At 45.9% G+C, this 21,605-nt stretch carries 24 protein-coding genes; 10 read left to right on the top strand and 14 right to left on the bottom strand.

Annotation, left to right across the window (positions count from 1 at the left end; translation table 11 throughout):
- Window positions 1-41: 41 nt before the first annotated feature.
- The 14 genes from B5F07_RS15330 to B5F07_RS15265 all read right to left on the bottom strand — a co-directional run bounded on the left by B5F07_RS15330 (window position 42) and on the right by B5F07_RS15265 (window position 12,237).
- Window positions 42-455 carry a DUF3788 domain-containing protein gene (locus B5F07_RS15330; RefSeq protein ID WP_076779928.1) on the bottom strand — a complete coding sequence of 138 codons (414 nt, stop codon included), beginning with the start codon at window positions 453-455 and terminating at the stop codon, window positions 42-44.
- Between the two features lie 26 nt (window positions 456-481).
- A complete protein-coding gene (locus B5F07_RS15325) occupies window positions 482-928 on the bottom strand; it encodes a GNAT family N-acetyltransferase (protein ID WP_010817892.1) in 447 nt (148 codons plus the stop codon).
- A 16-nt stretch (window positions 929-944) separates the two neighbouring features.
- Window positions 945-1,355, bottom strand: coding sequence for an ester cyclase (locus B5F07_RS15320; protein WP_010817891.1), 411 nt, complete (start codon window positions 1,353-1,355; stop codon window positions 945-947).
- Window positions 1,356-1,550: 195 nt separating this feature from the next.
- A complete protein-coding gene (locus B5F07_RS15315; protein WP_010817890.1) occupies window positions 1,551-1,772 on the bottom strand; it encodes a hypothetical protein in 222 nt (73 codons plus the stop codon).
- Complete coding sequence (locus B5F07_RS15310) at window positions 1,769-1,909, bottom strand: DUF3789 domain-containing protein (protein ID WP_021374764.1); 141 nt, start codon at window positions 1,907-1,909, stop codon at window positions 1,769-1,771. Before B5F07_RS15310 ends, B5F07_RS15315 begins: the two co-directional genes overlap by 4 nt.
- A gap of 15 nt (window positions 1,910-1,924) precedes the next feature.
- The gene (gene mobT, locus B5F07_RS15305) at window positions 1,925-3,115 is read right to left on the bottom strand and encodes a MobT family relaxase (RefSeq protein ID WP_083582725.1); all 1,191 of its coding nucleotides are present in this window, start codon (window positions 3,113-3,115) and stop codon (window positions 1,925-1,927) included.
- 190 nt (window positions 3,116-3,305) lie between these two features.
- Complete coding sequence (locus tag B5F07_RS15300; RefSeq protein WP_076779932.1) at window positions 3,306-4,700, bottom strand: FtsK/SpoIIIE domain-containing protein; 1,395 nt, start codon at window positions 4,698-4,700, stop codon at window positions 3,306-3,308.
- 59 nt (window positions 4,701-4,759) lie between these two features.
- Entirely contained in the window at window positions 4,760-5,356 is a 597-nt protein-coding gene (locus tag B5F07_RS15295) for a VanZ family protein (protein ID WP_206407333.1), read from the bottom strand.
- 110 nt (window positions 5,357-5,466) lie between these two features.
- The gene (locus B5F07_RS15290; RefSeq protein WP_076779934.1) at window positions 5,467-5,853 is read right to left on the bottom strand and encodes a YdcP family protein; all 387 of its coding nucleotides are present in this window, start codon (window positions 5,851-5,853) and stop codon (window positions 5,467-5,469) included.
- A gap of 16 nt (window positions 5,854-5,869) precedes the next feature.
- Window positions 5,870-6,196 (bottom strand): YdcP family protein, encoded by a 327-nt coding sequence (locus tag B5F07_RS15285; protein ID WP_076779936.1) that lies wholly within the window; start codon window positions 6,194-6,196, stop codon window positions 5,870-5,872.
- Between the two features lie 188 nt (window positions 6,197-6,384).
- Entirely contained in the window at window positions 6,385-9,429 is a 3,045-nt protein-coding gene (locus tag B5F07_RS15280) for an SrtB-anchored collagen-binding adhesin (protein ID WP_076779938.1), read from the bottom strand.
- Window positions 9,430-9,943: 514 nt separating this feature from the next.
- Window positions 9,944-11,326 carry a site-specific integrase gene (locus tag B5F07_RS15275; RefSeq protein ID WP_087162154.1) on the bottom strand — a complete coding sequence of 461 codons (1,383 nt, stop codon included), beginning with the start codon at window positions 11,324-11,326 and terminating at the stop codon, window positions 9,944-9,946.
- Between the two features lie 13 nt (window positions 11,327-11,339).
- Complete coding sequence (locus tag B5F07_RS15270; protein WP_087162153.1) at window positions 11,340-11,555, bottom strand: helix-turn-helix domain-containing protein; 216 nt, start codon at window positions 11,553-11,555, stop codon at window positions 11,340-11,342.
- Between the two features lie 364 nt (window positions 11,556-11,919).
- Window positions 11,920-12,237, bottom strand: coding sequence for a helix-turn-helix domain-containing protein (locus B5F07_RS15265; RefSeq protein ID WP_015573094.1), 318 nt, complete (start codon window positions 12,235-12,237; stop codon window positions 11,920-11,922).
- Window positions 12,238-12,434: 197 nt separating this feature from the next.
- On the opposite strand from B5F07_RS15265, the gene B5F07_RS15260 reads away from it, so the two are divergent.
- The 10 genes from B5F07_RS15260 (at window position 12,435) to B5F07_RS15215 (ending at window position 21,455) form a co-directional block, all read left to right on the top strand.
- Window positions 12,435-12,641 carry a hypothetical protein gene (locus B5F07_RS15260; RefSeq protein ID WP_087162152.1) on the top strand — a complete coding sequence of 69 codons (207 nt, stop codon included), beginning with the start codon at window positions 12,435-12,437 and terminating at the stop codon, window positions 12,639-12,641.
- A gap of 185 nt (window positions 12,642-12,826) precedes the next feature.
- Window positions 12,827-13,075 carry a hypothetical protein gene (locus tag B5F07_RS15255; protein ID WP_087162151.1) on the top strand — a complete coding sequence of 83 codons (249 nt, stop codon included), beginning with the start codon at window positions 12,827-12,829 and terminating at the stop codon, window positions 13,073-13,075.
- Entirely contained in the window at window positions 13,072-14,211 is a 1,140-nt protein-coding gene (locus B5F07_RS15250) for a transposase (RefSeq protein WP_087162150.1), read from the top strand. Before B5F07_RS15255 ends, B5F07_RS15250 begins: the two co-directional genes overlap by 4 nt.
- A gap of 10 nt (window positions 14,212-14,221) precedes the next feature.
- The gene (locus B5F07_RS15245; protein WP_087162149.1) at window positions 14,222-15,265 is read left to right on the top strand and encodes a YqaJ viral recombinase family nuclease; all 1,044 of its coding nucleotides are present in this window, start codon (window positions 14,222-14,224) and stop codon (window positions 15,263-15,265) included.
- On the top strand, window positions 15,265-15,681 hold the full coding sequence (locus tag B5F07_RS15240; protein ID WP_087162148.1) for a DUF7768 domain-containing protein: 417 nt from the start codon (window positions 15,265-15,267) through the stop codon (window positions 15,679-15,681). Before B5F07_RS15245 ends, B5F07_RS15240 begins: the two co-directional genes overlap by 1 nt.
- Window positions 15,644-17,878 carry an SF1B family DNA helicase RecD2 gene (gene recD2, locus B5F07_RS15235; RefSeq protein WP_087162147.1) on the top strand — a complete coding sequence of 745 codons (2,235 nt, stop codon included), beginning with the start codon at window positions 15,644-15,646 and terminating at the stop codon, window positions 17,876-17,878. The genes B5F07_RS15240 and recD2 overlap by 38 nt, the downstream gene beginning before the upstream one ends.
- An 83-nt stretch (window positions 17,879-17,961) precedes the next feature.
- Window positions 17,962-18,894 carry a hypothetical protein gene (locus B5F07_RS15230; RefSeq protein WP_087162146.1) on the top strand — a complete coding sequence of 311 codons (933 nt, stop codon included), beginning with the start codon at window positions 17,962-17,964 and terminating at the stop codon, window positions 18,892-18,894.
- 61 nt (window positions 18,895-18,955) lie between these two features.
- A complete protein-coding gene (locus B5F07_RS15225) occupies window positions 18,956-20,170 on the top strand; it encodes a CHC2 zinc finger domain-containing protein (RefSeq protein ID WP_204248855.1) in 1,215 nt (404 codons plus the stop codon).
- On the top strand, window positions 20,167-20,934 hold the full coding sequence (srtB, locus tag B5F07_RS15220) for a class B sortase (RefSeq protein ID WP_087162145.1): 768 nt from the start codon (window positions 20,167-20,169) through the stop codon (window positions 20,932-20,934). Before B5F07_RS15225 ends, srtB begins: the two co-directional genes overlap by 4 nt.
- Window positions 20,931-21,455 (top strand): hypothetical protein, encoded by a 525-nt coding sequence (locus B5F07_RS15215; RefSeq protein WP_087162144.1) that lies wholly within the window; start codon window positions 20,931-20,933, stop codon window positions 21,453-21,455. Before srtB ends, B5F07_RS15215 begins: the two co-directional genes overlap by 4 nt.
- Window positions 21,456-21,605: the final 150 nt, after the last annotated feature.

The following is a 21,605-nucleotide window of genomic DNA, read 5'->3' as shown; positions in this document are numbered from 1 at the left end:
ATTGTAAAATTATGATTTCGTATACGCCAACGTGATAATTATTACTTTTTATTTGGCTTTCTCTTAATTCCTAGTAATTTAATAAAATCTTGAAACATTGATGTATCGGTGGGTTCAAACATTACCCATTTACCATCTCGATAGGTTTTAGCTTCATCATAGATTTTTTGGACTTGTTGAGAATAATCATTGCGTTCTGCTTCAAATTTTGCTCTTTCGTCTTTTCCAAAGATAATCATAAATCCTATACAATTTTCTCTAGCATATAACGCACAGAGTGTCTTACCACCTCGGCGATATTTATACTCATAAGTCCATGCCTTTCCACCTTTATTCCATAGACGTTCCATTTCATATTTTTCGTCAATTAAAGTACATAACTTATTCCATACATCATACAATGATTGCCCAACCAAAGTCATCATTTCCTCTGCACTCGGTATTTTATCAAGCATAATTTTTTCCCTCCAAACACTTTGATTTATTGCATACAAGCATTTACAAACTTCATAGGCGTGTATCTCATTCCATCCGCTAACTGTTCCGTATCTGTTTCAACAAACCCCAGTTTACGATAAACGGGTACAGCATATGGAGAAGAATTAACGGTGAATACATTTCTTTCACTGTGGTTTAAAACATATTCCCAAAGAGTTCTTCCAATTCCTTGCCTATGATATTTTGCTTTTACAAAGAAACAGCAGATGTGCTTTCGATTTTCGCTTGTAGCAATTACACCTTTCAATTCGTCCTGCTCATAAGCTCCAAAAAATTCAAGCGTCTTTAGGATTTCATCATTCTCAATAAAATCCTTAAATGATTGAATACCCTCATCTGAATAGTCGGGAGCTTCAAATTGTAAAAATACTTCCCATATCAAAGTGATAGCTTCGTCAATCTCAAAGGGTTCTAATTGTCGAATTTCCATACAGTCACCTCACTTCTTATACTGGCTTAATTAAATTTGCTTCTAAGAGAGTTTCAAATGTATTTACAGAACCACCATGTTCAATGATTTTTCCATTTACAACTCTGTCTATATTGACACCTGTAAATGATAATTTCTTATGAGTGGGTTTAATACCTATCCATTCACCCTCATGTGTACCTGCCATTATAAATTCAGAAATCACATATTCCTTATCATTGAATTGACGTACTATTTTCATTGTATAGTCTGGATAAGTCTTTTTTACGGATATTAGATGTTGCTTCATGCCGTCCAACCCCAAAGGTACAGTTTTGTCTCCGAGAGTCAGAGCACAGTTTTCTGATACATATTTAGATAATTCTTCAAGTCTATTTTCTGAAACAATCCTCTCATAGAAGTTCTTTACAATCATTTTGTCATTCATTTTCTACCCTCGCAAATTTAATTTATGATTTCCATACTTACATTATATCAGTTGAAAATCAGCCATTCAATGAAATTCATAGCATGACTATTTTTTATCTGTGTACCATTCCGTCACCCCCTTTCATTCCCCCCTATGCCCGAACTCCCATAGGGGGGGGACAGGTAAGTTTGCGTGTCCGCAAACTGCTGATTGTTACGCTCCAATGATACGGTTGAACAGCTCTAACAGCACGTCTTTGACCCCGCCTGCATTGAATACCAGCCCGACAGCGATTAAGGCAATCACAAGGAAGCCGATTAACTTAGAAAACTCTCTCTTAAATCCTAAGTAGATACCGATAACCACGATTGCCATAAGCACCAAGCTCTGGGCGTTGCTTAAAAACCAGTTGTATAAGTTCTGTCCGAAATTCATTCTTTATCAATCCTTTCTTTCTTGATTTCTTCCATTTGTTCATCAGCCATTTTGCTGACCTGTGCGATACACATAAGGACGACACCGATACCCATTCCCAGCGATACCAGCACCAAGTCCTTGACAAGTTCTGCCATAACCAAATTTCTCCTTTACTCTGTGATAAGCTCCTCTGTGTCCGCTGTCTGCTGTTTGATTATCTGCAAGTGCTTTTCCGTCAGCTTTGCGTTGTCCTCAATCTCTTTCAGATAGCTTGTGCTGTTGCCAGCGTCTATCTTTTTCAGCATTTTCAGCGTAGGGGCGACCTGTCGGCTTATCCAGCCCAGCGTCCTTTCCAGCGTGTAAGGCTCTGGGTCGGTTGTCAATTTGATAGGCGGGCGGTCTTTCCCGATAAACCACGCCCAGCGGTCATTGAGCTTCCAGTCTGTCTTTCGCTTCTCCGGCTCTCTGTCCACGAAGCGGATATAGTGATTGATGATAGAAAATGCTGTCTGTTCTGCGTCATAATGGGTCAGCAGTTCACGGACAGCATAATAGGCTCTTTCATCTTTCAGTCGTATCTCGAAGCGGTTCTTTATCGGAGCTTCCTCAATCGGCACGCCCAGCTTTGCGTACTGTTCATAGTTCTTCTCATAACAGCAGAAGTAGACTTCCGATTTCAAAGAGCCGATATACAGCGTGTGTCCCATGCCCGCCTTGTCCTGCTCGTTGTGCTTCACCAGCTCGCCCGAAGCATAGGACTTGAAAGAACGGAACAGGGACACACATTCCTCACGGTTGCATTTGGCGGTCAGATCTGGAATATCCAGTATGCCCGCCCTGTCGTTAATCGCAAGGTCAAGGCGTTTCATCACACCGCCCTCAACCAGAGCGTCCATGAGGAAGTCATACCAGCTTCGCTCCTGTGCCAGCAGATAGCTTTCAAACTGGCGACAGCCTTTTCCTTTCAGCTCTAGAAGCGTGCCTTTTTCCTCGTCCTGCGAGGTGTAGACAAACACATCACCCAGATAGTAATGCTCGGTGTATTTGTAGTGTCCGTAGTCCTCATGGAGCATATAGTCGATATTGAGCTTCAATATATCTTTGATAACGTGCTGGATATCCAGCGTGGGAAAACGGATACGCACATAGTCGAACAGCAGGAACATGGGAGCGTCGGGATTGAATTTCTCGACAGCTTCCATGAGCTTTTCCTGCATATCGTCCGTGAGCGTTACCTTTCCCGCTTCGATACGGTTCAAGTGTTCACGGCTGATACCAGCCATGATTGCAAGCCTTGTCTGGGACACGCCGTAAGACTGACGTTTCTCTTTCAAGGCGGTTATAAAGGTGCTTTCATTCAGCCTGCATACCCCCAATCGTGAAAGTGTGATATTTTCCGCCGATTGTCACAGTCAGCTATGAATGAGAGAAAACCCTTTTATCAAGCGGGATTTCCAGACTTTTTGACCGTAGTTTCCAGCGGAATTGTGCCCCTCTGTTAGATACCGAGGGGCTTCTTTCGCTGGCGTGGCTTACGCCACACCAGCAAGGCTAGTCCGTTCCGTCGCCTTTCGCTTCGCACGTCGCCGTCCCGTCCTGCCTTATGAGGACGAGAGAACCGATAGCTTGTAAAAAGTCATGCTCCTTTGGAACAAGGGGAGTATAAAATTCCGATATGACACTTGTACCTACATCACAATAGCCACGCCCTTTGATACGCTTCTGGAAAAACTGTTTCTTTACGTCGCTTCCAAAGAGCATACCGTAGCCTAGCTCACTGATACGCCCCAAGCCCAAACGGAAGTTGAAATTATCTCTGATACCGTCTGAAAAATACTTTGCGTCGGGACGCTGGCAGGCAACAATAAGGAAATAACCCGCCTGTCTGCCAAGCATGACGATTTTCTTTAGTTGGCTTAAAAGGCTCATGCTTTCCTTTGTCCCCAGCATTTCCAAGAACGCCACATACTCATCAAAGATAAGGAAGCAGGGCGGTAAACCCAGATAGGCATAGTTCTCACCCGTCTTATAGTCTGGGTGCTGTTTCATTTCCTCGCTTCTTGCTACCATGCCCTCATAGAACGCATTGACACACTCTATCATATCTTCTTTTGTGTGGTACACGTTATCCATGACCGTACCCAAGTCCGCAAGATCAGCGTTCTTAGGGTCTAAGATGAAAAGCTGTGCGTTGGTCTGTAAGAGGGCTTCAATGATTGTCAGCAGGAAATAGGTCTTTCCACCGCCAGTCCCGCCACAGATAAGGGCGTGAGGGAGTGCGTCATATTCCCATGTAAGGTTCTTCATCAGACGCAAGCCCCCGTTTTCAGCCTTTACCTCGTCAATCGTGATACGGTTCGCTATCATGTCATAGAGCAGGGTGTACTCGATATAGCCGTCATGGAGCGTCTTGTCGATCAGCTCACAGTACAACCCGCTTTCCAGTTTATCTTCCAGTCGCAAAAGCTGGTCTTGATACTTCCCCAAAGAGATTTCACAGCGGATATGGAGCAGTCCTGTGTCCATTTGATAATAGATTTTAGGAAACCAGACGATTTTTTCCCTTGATCTGCTCTGCAGGTCAGTGAAAAAACCGCTGTCCTGTACGGTCTGGGCTTCATACCACTTATTGTCCAGTATCATGCGTGCCAGTTTTTGACGGTGCAGGAGCTTCTTAAAGCTGTCATGGAAGAAGCGGTAATAAAGAAAAGCGACCAATGTACAAACACCAGTCGCTATCCCTATGGTTATGAAGTTGTATGTGGAAAGCGTCACGCCATTATCAAGCAAGCTGAAATGCTCCCAATCGGTACGCAAAAGCTGTCCCATGTTCAGTAGCAGGAGAACCACCACGAGCAGGAGCAGGAGCGTACCTGTACAAAAGCGGTACACAAGGTTCTTGTCGCTGGCTCTGATACGCTTTCCCTTGTATTTGTATAGGTTCATAAACACCCCTTTCTGAATATAGAAAAAGCGGTTAATCGTATAGACTAACCGCTTTATTTCTAAAGAAACCATGTCCAGTTATATAGTAGGAAATTACTTGCACAAGCTAACACTAAATAAATAACTGGCTCCGAATTTCCCAATGAAATAGTTCGCTGTTTTTCTTTTTTGTTAAAGAAATGATTTCCAATCAGTTTCCATACAACATATCCTAAAACCGCACCTAATGTATTCATCAGCAAATCATCAATATCTACCAAACGATTAGTTGGTAATTGAGCAAATTCGATAAATACTGAAAACACTAATCCTGTTAGGGCGACTTTTATTGGATTTCTAAAATTTTTCCATATATACGGCAATAAAAATCCCAATGGCATAAGCATAATTATATTCATGCAATAAGTAAATAAACCATCTGACTGAAACGGGATAATTCCAATATTTGCCTGTTGAAAAGTTTCAATCAGCCCGCCTTTTGAAATGATGTCCCATACAGAGCCGATACCCGTAACAGAAAAAACAAGCCATACATAAATCATCATAGTGTATGTCCAAAAATAATGTGTAGAAGTTGATTTTCTCTTACACAACAATAAAACTACTTGATACAGCATTACTGGAAATACAGTTAAAATGATTGGAATAATCATCATTAAAATCACTATCCTCACTCCTCTCTGAAACTATGTACAATATTTTACTATATTATTCTGAAAAAATTTCAAAGATAAGCAAAATAGTTTCTTAATTTTATCCTACAATTTTATTTTTTCTGCTGTCCCTGTGGAGCGTGGTGCTGTGGATTGCCTGCGGGCTGACCGCCTTTATTTTTCAGTACAATGTCGTCTGCCTTGATGTACCATTCCACGTCTGCCCCTCGGTAGTTGGCGTTTGCCACCGTATCGGCAACAGGATTGATAAGCTCCACCTCGGCATTGTACGGGTAGTCCTTGACAGGGATTTCCGCTGGGATAGATACCTGTATCGTGCGTTCCTGCTGACTGCACTTCAAATCATAGGTTCTACGCTTGATTTCCTCGCTGGTCGTCCCGTCCTCATTCTCCACTCGCACTTCATGTCTAAGTGCAGAGAATTTCAGCACTCCAAACGTCTTTTCCTTATCTAACACAATTCCATTCGCTAATCTCATAATCTGTTATCCCCCTTTACTTACTTTCCTCGACTGGAAGCATATCATCAGCCGTTAAGATATAGTTTGTGTAGCCACGACCTCGCACGTTCTTTCCCTCGGCGGTAATCTTAGGATTGACGAGCTTGACTTTCTGCTCATACTTGAAACGCTTCTCCCCAGTCTTTGCGGGAAGCACCACGATAATGTCGTCGGCTCTCTGAATGTCGGAATACAGGTTATAACTTCTCGTTACGGGGACAAAGCGACCATTGACACGCTGTTGCTCCACGTCATTTTCTCCTGCAAACTCCAAGTTACCAAAAGTCTGTGCCATGTTAGGCACGATATATTTCAATTTCATGTGTTCATACCTCATTTCTTTCTGTGATTAATATGTGGGGAGCTACACTCCCCACGCCCCTAGTGGACTGTTCTTTTCCGTCAATCCGCAAGCAGATTAACAGAAAAGGAACAGTTTAAATTTTCATTTCCTGTTATAAGTACATACGGCGGGGAACGTGATTTCTTCATCATAAGCAGACCATTCGATTATGAACGTCTACGCTTGAAGAAATATGTTCCTGCCACGCCTGCACCAGAGAGAACAAGAAGCCCTAAGAATAAGGCAATGTTTGTATTATCGCCTGTCTTTGGAGCGTCTGTTGTCTTGTTCGGTGTATCTGGTGTGGTCGGCTGTTCCGGTTCTGTTGGTTCTTCCGGTGTTTCTGGTACTTCTGTGATTGTCACCGTCTGCCCGTCGTCCTCAATGTCCTTATGCTCTGTAACCTTAGTCGGTTCATCTGGATTGCTCAAATCGTATAATTCCTCAAAGGTCACAAGTTCTTTCCCGCCAAGCTCGGAAGCGTCGAATGTAAAGGCAATCTGGACTTCCATGCTTTCACTGTCGGCAGTAAAGGTATAGTCATTCTCGACACGTTCACCATTGATGATAAGTTCTGCATTTTCGTCCTTAATCATCTGCCAGCCTTTGAGCTGATACTTTGTGCCGATTTCCAAGCCGTCAAGAGTAACGGTATCAATGATTGTCACGTCTTTTCCAGCTTCAATCTCTTTCTTTCCGTCCTCGCTGGTCGCTGTGGTATGGATAGAGATGATACGCTCTGTGATAAGCACAGTCTGTCCCTCGTCGTCAATGTCCTTGTGTTCAGCCACCTTTACAGGCTCGTCCTCATTGGAAAGGTCGTAAAGTTCCTCAAAAGTTACAAGGTTCTTGCCACCTAAATCAGACGCATTGAATGTATAGGAAATTTCCACTTTCATTTCTTCATCATCAGCAGTAAAGGTGTAGCTGTTCTCTACACGCTGACCGTCAATAAGAAGCTCGGCATTTTCCTCTTTCAACATCTGCCAGCCTTTCAACTGATACTTTGTGCCTTTTTCCAGCCCATCAAGCGTAACCGTGTCAACGATTGTTACCTTTTTACCTGCCACGATAGATTTCTCGCCGTCCTTGCCTGTGGCTGTGGTATGGATAGAGATTTCTTTCTCGTATTCATCAGTAAGCGTCCCTAAGTCAACGGTCACATTGTTTCTGGACACCACGATTTCAAAAGGTGGGATAAGCTCAAAGCCCTTGTTGCTCTCACAGCGTAATTCCTCAATGATATAGGTATCGTAAATCAAAGCACCTTTGCTGTCGTCTGGCTCGCTTGTTCCAAACCAGATACCGTCCTCGCTGGTCTTTCCTGCGTTGGTGTTGTTCTTATGGGAAGCCCAGTCGGAAGAAGTGGAGAACTGCCCGTTATCATCAGTTACGATAATGTGGCTCTCACCTGTGGTCTTGCTTGTGATCCTAAACGGAACTCCCGCAAGACGTTGGTGTGTGCCAGCACCAATCTTGACACCCTCTAGGTCGCCACGCTTCACTTGATTGTAGATTGATGTGTCTGTCCCTGTAAGGTCAACGATTTTTCCGTCCTCTGTGATTTCAAATTCAATCGGTTCTGCACCGTCCGTCAGATAGCCCTCTGGAGCTTTGCTTTCCTCGATACGGTATTTTCCGTAAGGTAACAGGTCGGCAGAAGTAGAAGCCACGCCCTCAATGTCGGTAAGGATTGTCTTTACCACTTCATTCTTGCTGTAAAGTTTCCCCTCGACAAGTACAGCGTTGTCATTCAGAGAAATGATTTCAAATTCAGCGTCTTTCAAAGTCGCACTTCCTTGACCTTTGGTATCGCTGGTTTCTAAATCTCTTTTCTGGATTTTTACACCGCCACGGATAACCTTGTCTGATACATGGTACTGATTGCTTCCAGACAGTACGGCAATGTCGCCGTCCTCGGTAATCTGTGTAAGGTACATTCCTTTAATCTGTTCCTCGCTTCCGTCAGTCTGCATATATGCACCGTCAAGAAGATAGCCGTTAGGTGCTTTCGTTTCCTCAACGGTCAGCGTTCCTAAAGGAAGCACGTTCTTTCCGCCCTGTGTATAGAAGCTGTCCCCAGATACCTTGTATTCATCAGAAAGGCGGGAAACATAATGGATAGTGCCGTCGCTGTCCTTTTCAGCGATTGTCTTTGTCACCCATGTTTTTGTAGGCTCACTAGGGAGATTGTCAGCGGTATAGTGTCCCGCATAGAATTTCCATGTGAACTCCGCACCCTCTAAGGAAGCGTCGCCCTGTGGAGCGTCTTTCTGTGTTTCCATGTCAATCTTGAAAAGCTCGATAAGGGTGTCTGTGACCTTTGGCGTATCTGATACATTGAGTGTCGCTGTCTTGCCAGCTTCCACATTTAAGGAATAGACAGTGTTGTCCACCTTATAACCAGCAGGAGCAGAAAGCTCTTTGATGTAGACTGTTCCAGCCTTTACTTCCACGGTATCAGTATTTCCGCTGTTATCAGTCGTAAGGGTGGCAAGCTGTTTCGTACAGTCCTTATCAGAATAGACACCATATGTCGCACCAGCGATAGAGTAAAGCCCGTTTCCGTCGGTAATGCTGGCATTACTGGAAGTCTTTTTAAGGGTGGCATTTCCTACGGCAAGTTTCGCCCAGAACTGTCCAATGTCCTGTCCCTCGCCAGAGTAGATATAACCGCCACATTCATAGCGTCCCTTGTTCTCGCTGGCAAAGGCTTTCGCCCCAGCGTAAACTTCGTCCTGTACGGCTTTTGAGATTTCATCATAGGAAGCTCTGACGTTATCGCATTGCCAGCCAAGATGAACGCTCAATCTCTGCCATACGACGCACTGTTTCAAAAGATAGATATGCTGACTGCTCAATCCGCTGTGGCTCTGCACATACTGATTAACATACTCGATTGAGAGGGCAACATCTGAAATCTGGTCGTAGCTCATGCGTGTGCTTGCGTCGGCTCTGGTCTTATAACCGTTGCGGAAGTTGGTGTTAATATCCACGCAGAAAGCGTCCTCGCCCTCAACGGTCATGTGTCCCTCATTGAATGTCGAACCGATAGAACCGTCATTCATTACTTTTTCAACGATACCGACACGCTCTGCACTTTCTGTCCAATATTGCTTCTCGGAAGCGTGGACTGCCGTTGTCGGCAAAGCGGTAACGATAGTCGCAAAGGCAAGGAAGCCTGTGGCTAATCGCTTCAATATCTTTTTCATAGCTTTTAATTCTCCTTTCATTCTCAAAGAGAAAGGACGCTCATTTCTGAACGTCCTCTTTAATACGAGTATCTTTTTTTCTTGTGATAAATGATGTAAAATTGATTTATATAACGTGTGGATTTTTAAGGCTGATTTGCTCCGTTCTGCTAACCGTTTGCTCACACTTTAAAGTAAATTTGAGTATAGGTCAGTTTATCAGCTTCCAGAAGGAACAGAGACTTTTGCCTGTATTTCCGCTGTTAAACGCCACCGTAAGGATAATCGAACCACTAGCTACCACGTTCCGCAAGGAACTCCTAAGCAATAGGCCGCTGGTTCGACTCCAGTCAGGAACGTATAAACGCCATGAATCCAAGGATTTGTGGCGTTTTCTCTTTTAGAAATTCATGCATGGATATAAAATGCATAAATATAAATTCCTGCTAATTGGACTTGAACTGCTTTACCACCTTCTGCTAATAAAATCAATGTGTTTGCTAATAAGAAAATTAGCAAATTCTGTGCTAATAAGTTATTGGGCCAAAAGCTGTGCCAGTGTATTAGCCAGCTCAGGCGATTTTTTCAGCTGCTCGATTAAGCTGTTGATGTCTATTTCTGCTTTTTCAGGCTTCTCGTTTGGAAGAGGCGGATTGTATTTGCTCAGATCGGGATTAGCGTAGAACGCTGCATCAAATTTTTGAGCATTAATTTTTCTATCCTCATCAAGTATATGAGAATAAACCTCAGTAACCATATCTGCCTGAGCATGTCCAGTATCTCCCTGAGTAGCTTTAATATCGCCATGGTTCAGCTTGAGTTTGTAAGTTGTACTGGAATGTCTGAGTGAATGGAACACTACGTTAGGCAATCCGGCTTCCTCACGAAGTTCTTCAAAAGCCTTCAGCAATACCCTTCCTTCACATGGGCGACCATTCGCAAGAGCGACAACAAGATTGAAGTCCTGATATTCGTCACCGAGAAATTCTTTAAGCTCATCCTGTGCCTTTTTCCAATCACGAAGAATGTAAGCCAGTGTTTTCGGTATCCACACACGCCGGATACTGGTATCGTTTTTTGGCTTTTTCAGAACAACCCTGGTTGATGTATTCGGCATCAATGGCGGAAAGATATAATAGACATCTTTCTGATCCAGGGTTTCCAGAGCCCGTTTAGAAACTCTGAGCAGCTCTTTTTTAATATCAATGTACGCATTATCTTCTGCGATTGCCTCATTGGAGATATTTACAAGGTCCCAGGTAAGTCCAAGGATCTCTCCTTCTCTCATAGAGCAGGCAAAAGCAAGATTTATTGCTACATACAATTTACCATCTTTACAGCTGTTAAGCGCTTTACTGATGCTTTCTGCCGTCCATATATCACGTTTTTTGTATTTGGTTCGGGGAAGTGCATCGGAAAGCTGAAAAGGATTTTTCCCGACAAGCTCCCATTTGACAGCCTGTTTAAATGCAGTAGAAAGAAGTTTGAAGATTTTTTCAATCGTTGCCGGTGGAAGAAATTCGCTTTTGGGCTTACGGTTCCTGACAATCACAGGTTTTGTTTTTGTCAGTGTTTTGTAGTAAGAATCAACAAATTTACGGTTTACCTTCTGAATTGGTGTCGATCCTATAATCGGATTGATGTAGTTGCTGATTAATCCTAAATTACTGTCGTAGGTAGTAAGTCCCCATTTCTTTTCACCGTACAAAGTTACGAAATCATATAGAAAATCTTCTACTGTTTGTGAAGTAGGAGCAATAAATGTTCCATTCTCCTGCTGATTTTCTATTTCTACTTTCCTTTTATTTGCGTCTTTGTAACTTGTAAAGGTTTCCCACTTCTGTTTCTTTTCGCCTTGCGGCGTATCGTAATAATAAACGACAGAATAATTCTTTTTACGCTTAATGATTGTAGCCATACGTTTTTCTCCTTTATTCAGGTCTGCCGTTCAGCCAGTCCTCAAAGGATTTTTTATTTACCCGTATAATTCTGCCTATCCGTTTGGAAATAAAGAAATTCTGTTCGCATAATTTATAAGCTGATTTTTTACTTATTCCAAGAATGATGGCTATATCACTTACCGAGTAAGTATCAGATCCACCGGATGATAAAGCAGATGTTTTTGAGTAGTTGGTTTCTGCTGTCATTTATCCTCCTTTCAAAGAACAGCAGGAAAAACGTATAACTAAGACATCCTCGTGCCATTATTATACGTTTTTTCTGCCAGGTTGTAAATTTCGTATTCATGATAATTCAAATCAAAAAAGTTAATTCTCCCTGGAAGCCAGTTCCTGCGCCTTCCCAAGCCGCGTCTTCGGCGTTGCTATGCAATCTTAAAGCCTGCAGGCACGCATCGTGCTGCACTATCTGCAGGCACCCGTATCCCTCTTCCGGGAGGGTGTGAAATTTTCAAGGTACTCTATTTTGCCATTTGTAAGGGAAATAGGGGAGAAAATGCAGAATGTGTAAAAAAATAGAAAAAAAGCTGCCCGTGTGGACAGCCTCTGAAAATTATTTATGTCTGGCAGCGAGCCGATGTAGTATACTGATTACAGCGATCATATCCTCATCGTCGAGCTGCTTTAATAAGTCAGCCGCTTTTTCGTATAGAGGAAGATTGTGAAGAGCTGTATCGAAGAACTGGCAGGGAGTTACTTCCAGATATTCGCAGATTTCCAGGAAGTTCTCCATGGTAGGCAGGGAGCGCCCGGAAGAAATGGACTGGATGTAACTTTTGTTTTTGCCGAGATCCAGGCTCATCTGATATTCGGATACATTCTTTTTTATCCGCAGTTCGGTAATCCTGTCACCGATAAATTTTTTCTCCATGTCATCCACCTCTCTTCCTACATCTTCCTTCGATTTTAAACTATTTACTTCCGGCAAATTACGGAATAAAATAGAGTTATTCACTATATAAATGCTCATATTACGGAATATAACCGGAATTTACTGCTATATACCTGATTGCAAAAAAATGTGATAGAAGCGCTGTTTTAGGGTATGATGTTAATGAGGTGTTTTTAATGAAAATCATAGGTACGCAGGAAGAATTGAAATGGGTCCGCAGGGCGCTGGCAAACAACTGTGAGGGATGTATCTTTGAAGAACGATGTAATCAAAATGCCAGTGAGGAGCAGAAGAAGCATGGAAAAACTCTGACAAGCTGTGAGGAATTTATGGCAAGACAGATCACGTTTGTCAGCGAGGAGGAAACAAAAACCACAAAATAGGATATTTATACCGTTATTGCATTCCATATATAGTATAAAACAAATTGACAGCACCTATATCCTGTGCTACTATACTGATATAGTTCTTTTTTATGCGTTCCCCGGCGGGGGATCATGTTTTGGGATTTTGAGAAATCCCGTACATGAAGAGGAAAAGCAGGAGCTTTTCCCGGCATAAGTTGTTTATGTTTGTAGTGAAGTGTCACCGTATGCCTGAAATGGCTGTGTGGCACTTTTTTTGTTTTATCGGTGAAGAACCAGATTGGAAAAGGATGAATGGAGAAAACAAGAGGTTTCTCTGCTCATCCTTTTTTATTGCCGTTTATCCGGAAGAAAATGTTTCTGCCGGATTTTTGTGTATGTGTGTGGCCTGCCACAATCAGCTTCGGCTGTTTATGGAAAAATATTTTAAAGAAAGGTGGAAGAAACAATGAATGAAACAATGGTTTACGCAGATGGTTTTGAAAAGACATTTGCCACGGCGGAGGAGATGCTTGATTTTCTTTCAAGAAGAGGGAAAGCCTCAGAGTGGATCCGCAAGCCCATCCGTGCCCTCCGGCTGGTGCCGCTTGAAAAAGAGGCGGGCAACCTGGAGAACGGAGATGAAGAGATGGAGGAGATCCTGAAGGATACGGAAAAGCACACCCGGCTTGTACTGAAGGTACGAGGCGAGGCATATCCGGTCCGGAACTGTGCGATCCAGACAATCTTAGGACGTGCCGGTATTGGCGGGGACGGCCTGCGAAAGCTGGATCTGGCAACCTATGCAAAGGTTGTGAATTGCTGCCTGAAAGCAGCGAAAGGGGAATGCCTTATCAAGATTGCGGATGGAAAAGTCTCTGCAGTCCACGGGGGAGACGCCCATGATTACAGCGTACTGGACATGAAAGCAATCTTTGAGATGACCAGTGAATATCTGCACACGAATTTCAAGGGAAGCGCTTATCTGGAAGGCTCCGGAACCTATGACCATTCCGTCATGAGTGCCATGTGGACGCTTTCCGGGAACCAGGAGCTTCTGGATACCTACAGGGATGCACTGGACCGGTACGGAGTAAGCAGGAAGAATCTTACGCCGGCGCTGCGCCTGACCACTTCTGATGTTGCAGCCAGCGGTGTCAATCTGTATCCTATGCTGCTGACAGACGGGAACAACCGTACGCTCAGCCTGGGAAGCCCGATCACTCTGGCGCACAGGAACCACAGCACGATCCTGGATTACCGCAACAATTTGAAAGAAGTGTATGCAAGATACAAGGATGCCACAGAGCGTCTGGCAGCGCTTCTGGAAATTGAGATCCATAACCCGGTGAACTGCTTAAGGTTACTGATGAAAAAGCTGAAAATCAAGGCGGCGATCCGTAATGAAGTGGTGGAGATGTATGTGGCACAGAACGGGGAACAGGCCTGCACGGCCCATGACCTTTACTATGCCATGAACGAGGCACCCTTCTATGCCGCTTGCCAGGGATTTACCGGCAGCCAGCTTTTGCGGATGGAGGAAAACCTGACCAGGGCCCTTGCCATGGACTGGAAGGAATTTGATGTATATGGCGCCGTTAAGTGTTAAGGAGGAGCTTATGAAACAGACGTTACAAATGGATTATGAACCGGAACAGGTCGTGGATATCAGTACCCTCTCCAGAGAGCAATGGCTCGCATTCCGCCGTTTGGGTATCGGAGGCAGTGATGTGGCCGCTATCATGGGAATCTCGCCTTTTGTTACCAGCCGTGATCTTTACTATGACAAGATCGGCGTTACCCCGGTGATTGAGGAACCTGAAGCCAACTGGGTTGCCAAGGAATTTGGACACAGACTGGAGGATCTGGTAGCGGAGATTTTCTCTAAGAAAACCGGCCTGGAGGTGTTTCCCGTGCGGATTATGTTCCGGCATCCGCTTTACCCGTTTATGCTTGCCGATATTGATTTTTTTGTGCGTATGCCGGATGGCAGCTTTGCCATACTGGAGTGCAAAACCTGTAATTATAACGCCAAAGAGAAGTGGGATGACGGGAAAATCCCGGAGCACTATGTCTATCAGGTGCGGCACTATATGTCGGTGGTGAACATCAGTCATGCATTTATTGCGTGTCTGTGGGGAAATAACGAGAACGACTTTGTATACCGTTCTCTGGAGCGTGATCTCATGGAAGAGCAGGATATCATCGAGCAGGAAGGATATTTCTGGCGTGAATTTGTGGAGAAGAAGGTGGAACCGCCGTTGGTGGGGAAACCGGATCTGGTGCTTGCCAGCATCCGCCGTTACAGCGGCTATGCTGATAAGTCGATCCCGGAAATCCCGATCACAACGCTGGATTCCAGAAGCCTGGAAAAGTATCTTGCTTTATCAGATGAAAAATCTCGTTTGGAGAAGCGCAAGAAGGAAATTGACGCAGAACAGCGTGCGATCAGTGTTCCCTTTGTGGAGCTGATGGGACAGGGATGCAAGGCCTTTCTGGAAGACGGAACCAACCGTTACAAGATTACCTTTAACCCGACACGCAGGACGATGATCGGGAAAGAAAATCTTGAAAAGCTGAAAATGCAGCATCCGGATATTTTCAAAGAGTATGCTACAGAAACAGAAAACCGGATCTTCCGGTTAAAGAAGGAGGCGGCGTGATGTTAAAAGGAAAAAGAGCGTATATCTGCTCTCCGTTGTCTGCAAAAACCCGGGAAGAACGAATGTTTAACATGGGGCTTGCGAAGGCGTATCTGGATACGGTCAGAGAGGTATTCCACTGCCGCACGTATGCCTCCCATGCCTATCTGCCGCTGATGCTGGATGACACCATACCAGAGGAACGGAAGCTGGCGCTTTCCATTGGAAAACAGCTTTTAGACTTCTGTGATGTGCTGATTATCTGTGGCGGCAGGATTTCTTCCGGCATGGAAGGAGAAATCCGTTATGCCCATGATACCGGGAAGGAGGTGTACTGGCTCGAAGGAGGCCGGGATCCGTTTCAGTTACGGAAGATAAAAAATTGGAAGGAGATCGAATATGCGGTGCAGATACCGGAAAACCATATTTCTGAATGAGGAGAATGGATACACCATTGCGGTGTTTACGACGAAGGATGCTTCTGTACCGCTTGCTGCCAGAGACAAATACTTACAGGGCCAGAAAGTGATCGGGTTTACCGCCATAGGCTTTGACCTGCCCCAGTCTGACCAGATCGAGATTGAGATGGAAGGACAGTGGGAAAAGTCCAGCCACGGCCTGCAGTATCAGGTGGAAAATTTCATGGAGATCGTGCCGCGCACGAAGGAGGGGATCTTAGGCTACCTCTCCTGCGGTTCTGTAAAGGGTGTGGGGCCAAAAGTTGCAGAGGCCATTTACAAAGAATTTGGCCTTAATACGCTGGAAATCATGGAAGAACATCCCCAGGAGCTTCTGAAGGTGAAAGGAATTTCCCAGAAAAAGCTGAAGGGGATTGTGGAGTCCTACGGGAAAAATAAGGTGTTCCGGGAACTCATGACATTCCTGGCACCCTATAAGGTAACGCCTAAAAAGGTGAACCTGATCCTCCAGCGGTTTCGCAATGAGTCCGTGGAGATTGTCCGTCACAGGCCTTATCAGCTCTGTGCTGTGAAAGGGTTTGGCTTTTTAACAGTGGATGCCATTGGACGGCAGAACTGCCAGGCGCTCAATGACCCCATGCGGATTTCAGGCTGCCTCTCCCATCTCATGGAATCAGCTATGAAGGAGGAGGGGCATCTGTACCTGGAGCGCCCGGAGCTGATCCAGCGGGCATATACCATGCTGAACCAGGATCTTCCGCATCAGGCAGTGACAGAAACAGACATCCAGCGGGTACTCTACCGGCTGGTGATGCAGGAAAGTATTGTGGTAGACGGCGAGCGGGTGTATGTGAAGAAGCAGTATGAGGAAGAAAACCAGACCGCTTCCATGATCGCCCGGCGTTTGTTGGATCAGGGCGAGGCGTATGACATCGAAAAGGAATTGGCGCAGGCCCAGACTGCCCTGGCGATTACCCTGTCAGAGAGGCAGAAACAGGCAGTGCGTATGGTGTTCCAAAACCAGATCAGTATTATTACCGGTGGGCCTGGGACTGGGAAGACCACTGTGTTAAAGGTCATCCTTTATATCCATGCTATTGTCTGCAGGTCACAAGTGCAGCTCATGGCTCCTACGGGGCGTGCGGCACGCCGGATGGCGGAAAGCACCGGGCATGAAGACGCCTCAACGATGCACATGGCTCTGGGACTTCTGGGTGACTCTGCCGATTATGAAGACGCAGTAGAATATCTGGAGGCCGGTTTCTTAAATCTGGATGAAGTATCCATGGTAGATATGCATTTGGGATATGAATTTTTCCGCAGGGTAAAGCCTGCCTCCCGTATCCTGCTGGTAGGCGACGTAGATCAGCTCCCTTCTGTGGGAGCTGGTGATGTGTTCCGGCAATTGATCGGCTGCGGGCTGATCCCTGTGACGGTGCTGGATCTGGTATTCCGCCAGGGAAAGACCAGCAACATCCACTTAAATGCCCGTAAAATGTTGGCAAACCGGACGGATTTTGGCTTTGGAGATGATTTTCAGTTTGTCTCCTGCAATTCGGCAGATGAGACAGCAGCCATGGTACGTCAGCTCTATCAGGAAGAGGTCGCAAGGAACGGGCTGGATCATGTACAGATTTTGACACCCTATCGGGTAAAGACGGTAAATGGCGCTAACGATCTGAACCGGAGTCTGGAGGATCTGATCAATCCCCCTAGTCCTGGGAAAAAGGAACTGTCCGCAGGAGGGCAGACCTATCGGGAAGGGGATAAGGTACTGCAGAACAAGAATACGTTGATGGCCAGCAATGGTGACCTGGGAAGGATTACGGATTTTTATACGGATGAGGAAGGAACCGCAAAAACGGTGATCGAATTTCCGGATGGACGTATCGTGACCTACGAGACGGAGGATCTGGAGATGATCGAACACGCCAATGCCATTACCATACACAAGTCCCAGGGATCCGAGTGCGATATTGTCATCATCCCCTGGGTGAGAGCCTTTTATATGATGCTGAAGCGGAATATCCTGTACACAGGCATTACCCGTGCAAAGAAAAAGGTGTATCTGGTGGGGCAATGGAACGCAGTCTGCCAGGCAATCCACACGGATGATGCCGGCAGGCGCAATACAGCACTTGGAGAGCGGATCACCCGTTACTATTATCAGTATCTTCAGGAGCGTGAGCCGGAACAGCTTCGGCTTGCAGTATAAAAAATAATTTCCACTTATAAAGAAAGGCAGGCTATTCCTTATGTAGAGGGATATCCTGCCCTGTTTGCGAAAGGAGCAGATTTATGAACGAATTACTGTATCAGAAAAATCAGGCAGTGGCGGCTTTGAACCGGGTAGAGGGATTTGAGCCTCTGGAATTTGCCCGCACAATCAAACAGGAGGATCAGGAAGACCAGCTTTACCTTGATGTGAAGTACCGGAAACTCTGGTTCCGTCTGGCCTATCCTCTGGGGCGGATCGCCAGTACCATTGTTCGGTTTAACGAAAATATGGCGCTGGCAGAGGCAAGGATCTATCTGAACCATGAAGATGCACCGGAGAACTATATTGCCAATGCTTTTTCTATGAAATTCCGCTCAGAGGATCCGAAGTTTGGAGACAAGTTCCTAGAGATGGCAGAGACTGCCGCCGTGGGAAGGGCACTCTCCGATGCGGGCTTTGGTGTCCAGTTTGCGGACGTAGGAGAAAGCAATGATCCGGCGCAGGTGGATGCGGGGATTCCCGTACCAATGCAGTATCCGGAAGCAGGGATCTCTCCATATGGAGGAGAGCCGGTTTCTACCGGACAGCCTGGCTACAATAGCCAGAATCACTATGCAGGGAATACGCCTGCAGGAAATATGGTGTATCCGGGAAGTACGGCAGAATCCAGCCCCAGCCAGAGCATGATGAACCAATTCTATCATCAGGCACAGGCGCAGGGAAATATGATGGGAGCGTCTGTACAGCCGATGCGACAGCCTGCACCTGTGAAGAACACTCCTCTGGATGGAAACCTTCCTGTGGAGGAGCTGGTGAAGCGCATGACCTATGAACAGGCGAAAGCCGTGGTCATCGGCGGAAAAGGGAAATTCGGCGGGAAATCTATGGGTGAAGTGGCGGTGGAAAGCCCTTCCAGCCTGGATTATTTCGCTTCCAGCTACCGGGGGCATAACAATCTGATCCCGGCGGCAGCCAGGGTCCTTTTGAGCCAGGCACTTCCAAAGGCCGGTTAATCATTAAATACAACTTTCCGCAGTCTTCTTTAGGCTGCGGAAGAAAGGAGGTCGGACCTGGATGTATGATATGACCGGGTTTGATTATGACATCACGGATGTTGCCAACCTTCTGCGGCTGCATAAGCGCCGTGGAAATTACTACGACTGCCCGTTCTGTGGCGACACCAAAGGGCGGCTGAATATCAATCCGGCAAAAAACGTCTTTCGCTGTAACCGCTGTGACAAATCCGGCGGGATGCTGCAGCTTTATGCGGACTTGCATAACCTGACCTACCGGGAAGCAAATGAGGAAATCCGGGAGGCTTTGAATAAAGGGGAATACCGGCAGGTGCGCCAGGCAAAGGTACAGGAAGAAAAGGAAGAGCCTGTGCAGTCGAAGCTGGCGCCACTGGATGAACGGCACCGTACCTATACGGAATTACTGGACCGGCTTCCCCTTTACAGTGTACATAGAGAAAACCTGAGATCCCGGGGCCTTACAATCGAACAGATAAAAGAGCGGCGCTACCGTAGTGTTCCGATGTACGGGCTGCATAAGATTGCAGAGACACTTCAGGAGAGCGGCTGCGTGCTAGAAGGCGTACCGGGATTTTACCGGGATACGGAAGAACGCTGGACGCTGAATTTTAAAACGAAGAACTCCGGATTCCTGGTTCCTGTGGAGTCCATGGACGGAAAGATCCAGGCGTGTCAGATTCGTCTGGACCATCCCAGGGATAACAACAAATATCTCTGGTTTTCCAGTGCGGGCTATCCACACGGTGTTTCCTCCGGAAGCCCGGTTCATGTGATCGGAGATCTGGATGTGGAAAACGTCTATCTGACAGAGGGCGGGCTGAAAGGCTCGATTGCTCATTACCTGTCCGGTCATACGTTTATCTGTCTGGCAGGCGTGAATATGTACCGGAGCCTGCGCCCGGTGTTGGAGGAATTTCAGCGAAGAAAGATGAAATTTCTCTTTGAGGCGTTTGACATGGACAAGAAGCTGAAAACAGACTGTGATAGGCATTATCATAAATGTGCTGTCTGCAATGAAAGGGGGACGCCGGCAAACTGTCCATACAAGGTGGAAAAGCGCCGGATCATCCAGAACGCCTGTGGAAAAGTCTATGGGATCTGTCAGGAGTTGTCCCTGCCGGTTAGCCGTATGATCTGGGACCAGGATGCAGATGGTAACTGGAATGGAAAAATCAAAGGTATAGATGATTATTATTACGCAAAGCGGGCTGCGACGTCAGCCCCTTTGCAGAAACAGAAGGGAGTGGAAGCATGAGAAAAGGAGAAAAGCTGCTGTTTCTGGCAGGGATCCTGCTTGCCATCGGCGCCCTTGCTTTTTCTGCGTGGAAACTGAGAGGAATCTATGGAGAATACCAGGAGGGCGAAGATACCTACGAAGAGCTTGCCTCATTTGTGGAGGATCCGGAGGATAAGCCGGAACCAGACAAAAGCGATGTGGAACCGGACGGATATTTGCAGATTGATTTTGAGGGACTGCAGGCTGTGAACTCGGACGTGATCGCCTGGATTGATATTCCCGGCCTTTCCATCAGTTATCCGGTGGTACAGGGAACCGATAATGCTTATTATCTGCATCATCTGTTTACCGGGGAGTACAACAGCAGCGGCAGTATCTTTGCGGACTGGCATAACCAGCCGGATTTCACGGATCCAAACACCATTGTATACGGTCACAATATGAAAAACGGCAGTATGTTTGGAACCCTCTCCCATTATCAGGATCGGGCTCTGTGGGAGGCTTCTTCTTATTTTTACCTGTATGTGCCGGGGAAGGTACTGAAATATCAGATTTTCTCCTGTTATGCCGGGTATGTGGGGAGCGAGGCTTACACCTATGCGTTTCCGGAAGAGACAGACTTTCAGGCTTTTCTGAAGCAGATCCGCTCCTATGCGGGATATGATACCGGTGTGGAAGTCGTGGAAACAGACCGGGTGGTGACACTTTCCACCTGTGTCAGCTCTAGACGTGACTATCGGTACATTGTCCACGGGAAATTGACAGAGGAAATAGCAAATTGAAGAAGAAAAGTATAGGAACAGAAAACAGCGCCGGTATGGAAAAGGAAGACACCATGCCGGTCTTTTTTATGGAGGAAAGTATCATGTTGGAAGCTGAATATGAGAAAGCACGGGAGGAAATTGGATGGAAAGGAAACAGTGTGCTTGAAGAAGAGCGGATACAAACACTCCAGTTAATCTTTCAGCGAGCCTGGCGTTATCAGGAGCGAGGGATGCTGGATGAGATTATATTAGGCTTTGTCCGGAAAAAGACAGGAATGATTCAGAAAGCTAAAACAAAAGGAGAGCTGCAGGAAATCAGCAAACCGCCAAGGCCGGTTTATAACGGCAATGGCTTTACACCTGGAAAGTATGACACAGAGGAAGAAGAATTGCTGGTCTGGAGCCTTACTTGTTTGAAAGCACCGCTCAACAACCAGGCATATGAACGGTACAAAGAGCTGTTCTGCCGCCTGTTGCCGGAAAAGGCGAAGATATTATTCCCGGAAATGAATGAGAATAATCAGGCAAAAGTTGCCTGAAGAATGGAGGATGGATATGACGATCAGAGAAGCAGGAAAAGTGTGCGTGGTAAGGTGATTTTACAGCCACAGGGTAAGGAGTTTTTTACATGCCGCGGTAAGAACTTTTTTACATCATGCGGTAAGGAGTTTTTTACATGAGTTGGTAAG

Source organism: Lachnoclostridium sp. An169 (assembly GCF_002160525.1).
GTDB classification, from domain to species: domain Bacteria; phylum Bacillota; class Clostridia; order Lachnospirales; family Lachnospiraceae; genus Mediterraneibacter; species Mediterraneibacter cottocaccae.
This window is presented reverse-complemented; position numbering and strand designations above follow the sequence as displayed.

What these genes read in the sequence shown, in the direction of transcription:
- B5F07_RS15330 (WP_076779928.1), bottom strand. Translation starts at nt 455, where the DNA reads ATGCTTGATAAAATACCGAGTGCAGAGGAAATGATGACTTTGGTTGGG.
- B5F07_RS15325 (WP_010817892.1), bottom strand. Translation starts at nt 928, where the DNA reads ATGGAAATTCGACAATTAGAACCCTTTGAGATTGACGAAGCTATCACT.
- B5F07_RS15320 (WP_010817891.1), bottom strand. Translation starts at nt 1,355, where the DNA reads ATGAATGACAAAATGATTGTAAAGAACTTCTATGAGAGGATTGTTTCA.
- B5F07_RS15315 (WP_010817890.1), bottom strand. Translation starts at nt 1,772, where the DNA reads ATGAATTTCGGACAGAACTTATACAACTGGTTTTTAAGCAACGCCCAG.
- B5F07_RS15310 (WP_021374764.1), bottom strand. Translation starts at nt 1,909, where the DNA reads ATGGCAGAACTTGTCAAGGACTTGGTGCTGGTATCGCTGGGAATGGGT.
- B5F07_RS15300 (WP_076779932.1), bottom strand. Translation starts at nt 4,700, where the DNA reads ATGAACCTATACAAATACAAGGGAAAGCGTATCAGAGCCAGCGACAAG.
- B5F07_RS15295 (WP_206407333.1), bottom strand. Translation starts at nt 5,356, where the DNA reads ATGATGATTATTCCAATCATTTTAACTGTATTTCCAGTAATGCTGTAT.
- B5F07_RS15290 (WP_076779934.1), bottom strand. Translation starts at nt 5,853, where the DNA reads ATGAGATTAGCGAATGGAATTGTGTTAGATAAGGAAAAGACGTTTGGA.
- B5F07_RS15285 (WP_076779936.1), bottom strand. Translation starts at nt 6,196, where the DNA reads ATGAAATTGAAATATATCGTGCCTAACATGGCACAGACTTTTGGTAAC.
- B5F07_RS15280 (WP_076779938.1), bottom strand. Translation starts at nt 9,429, where the DNA reads ATGAAAAAGATATTGAAGCGATTAGCCACAGGCTTCCTTGCCTTTGCG.
- B5F07_RS15275 (WP_087162154.1), bottom strand. Translation starts at nt 11,326, where the DNA reads ATGGCTACAATCATTAAGCGTAAAAAGAATTATTCTGTCGTTTATTAT.
- B5F07_RS15270 (WP_087162153.1), bottom strand. Translation starts at nt 11,555, where the DNA reads ATGACAGCAGAAACCAACTACTCAAAAACATCTGCTTTATCATCCGGT.
- B5F07_RS15265 (WP_015573094.1), bottom strand. Translation starts at nt 12,237, where the DNA reads ATGGAGAAAAAATTTATCGGTGACAGGATTACCGAACTGCGGATAAAA.
- B5F07_RS15260 (WP_087162152.1), top strand. Translation starts at nt 12,435, where the DNA reads ATGAAAATCATAGGTACGCAGGAAGAATTGAAATGGGTCCGCAGGGCG.
- B5F07_RS15255 (WP_087162151.1), top strand. Translation starts at nt 12,827, where the DNA reads ATGTTTGTAGTGAAGTGTCACCGTATGCCTGAAATGGCTGTGTGGCAC.
- B5F07_RS15250 (WP_087162150.1), top strand. Translation starts at nt 13,072, where the DNA reads ATGAATGAAACAATGGTTTACGCAGATGGTTTTGAAAAGACATTTGCC.
- B5F07_RS15245 (WP_087162149.1), top strand. Translation starts at nt 14,222, where the DNA reads ATGAAACAGACGTTACAAATGGATTATGAACCGGAACAGGTCGTGGAT.
- B5F07_RS15240 (WP_087162148.1), top strand. Translation starts at nt 15,265, where the DNA reads ATGTTAAAAGGAAAAAGAGCGTATATCTGCTCTCCGTTGTCTGCAAAA.
- recD2 (WP_087162147.1), top strand. Translation starts at nt 15,644, where the DNA reads ATGCGGTGCAGATACCGGAAAACCATATTTCTGAATGAGGAGAATGGA.
- B5F07_RS15230 (WP_087162146.1), top strand. Translation starts at nt 17,962, where the DNA reads ATGAACGAATTACTGTATCAGAAAAATCAGGCAGTGGCGGCTTTGAAC.
- B5F07_RS15225 (WP_204248855.1), top strand. Translation starts at nt 18,956, where the DNA reads ATGTATGATATGACCGGGTTTGATTATGACATCACGGATGTTGCCAAC.
- srtB (WP_087162145.1), top strand. Translation starts at nt 20,167, where the DNA reads ATGAGAAAAGGAGAAAAGCTGCTGTTTCTGGCAGGGATCCTGCTTGCC.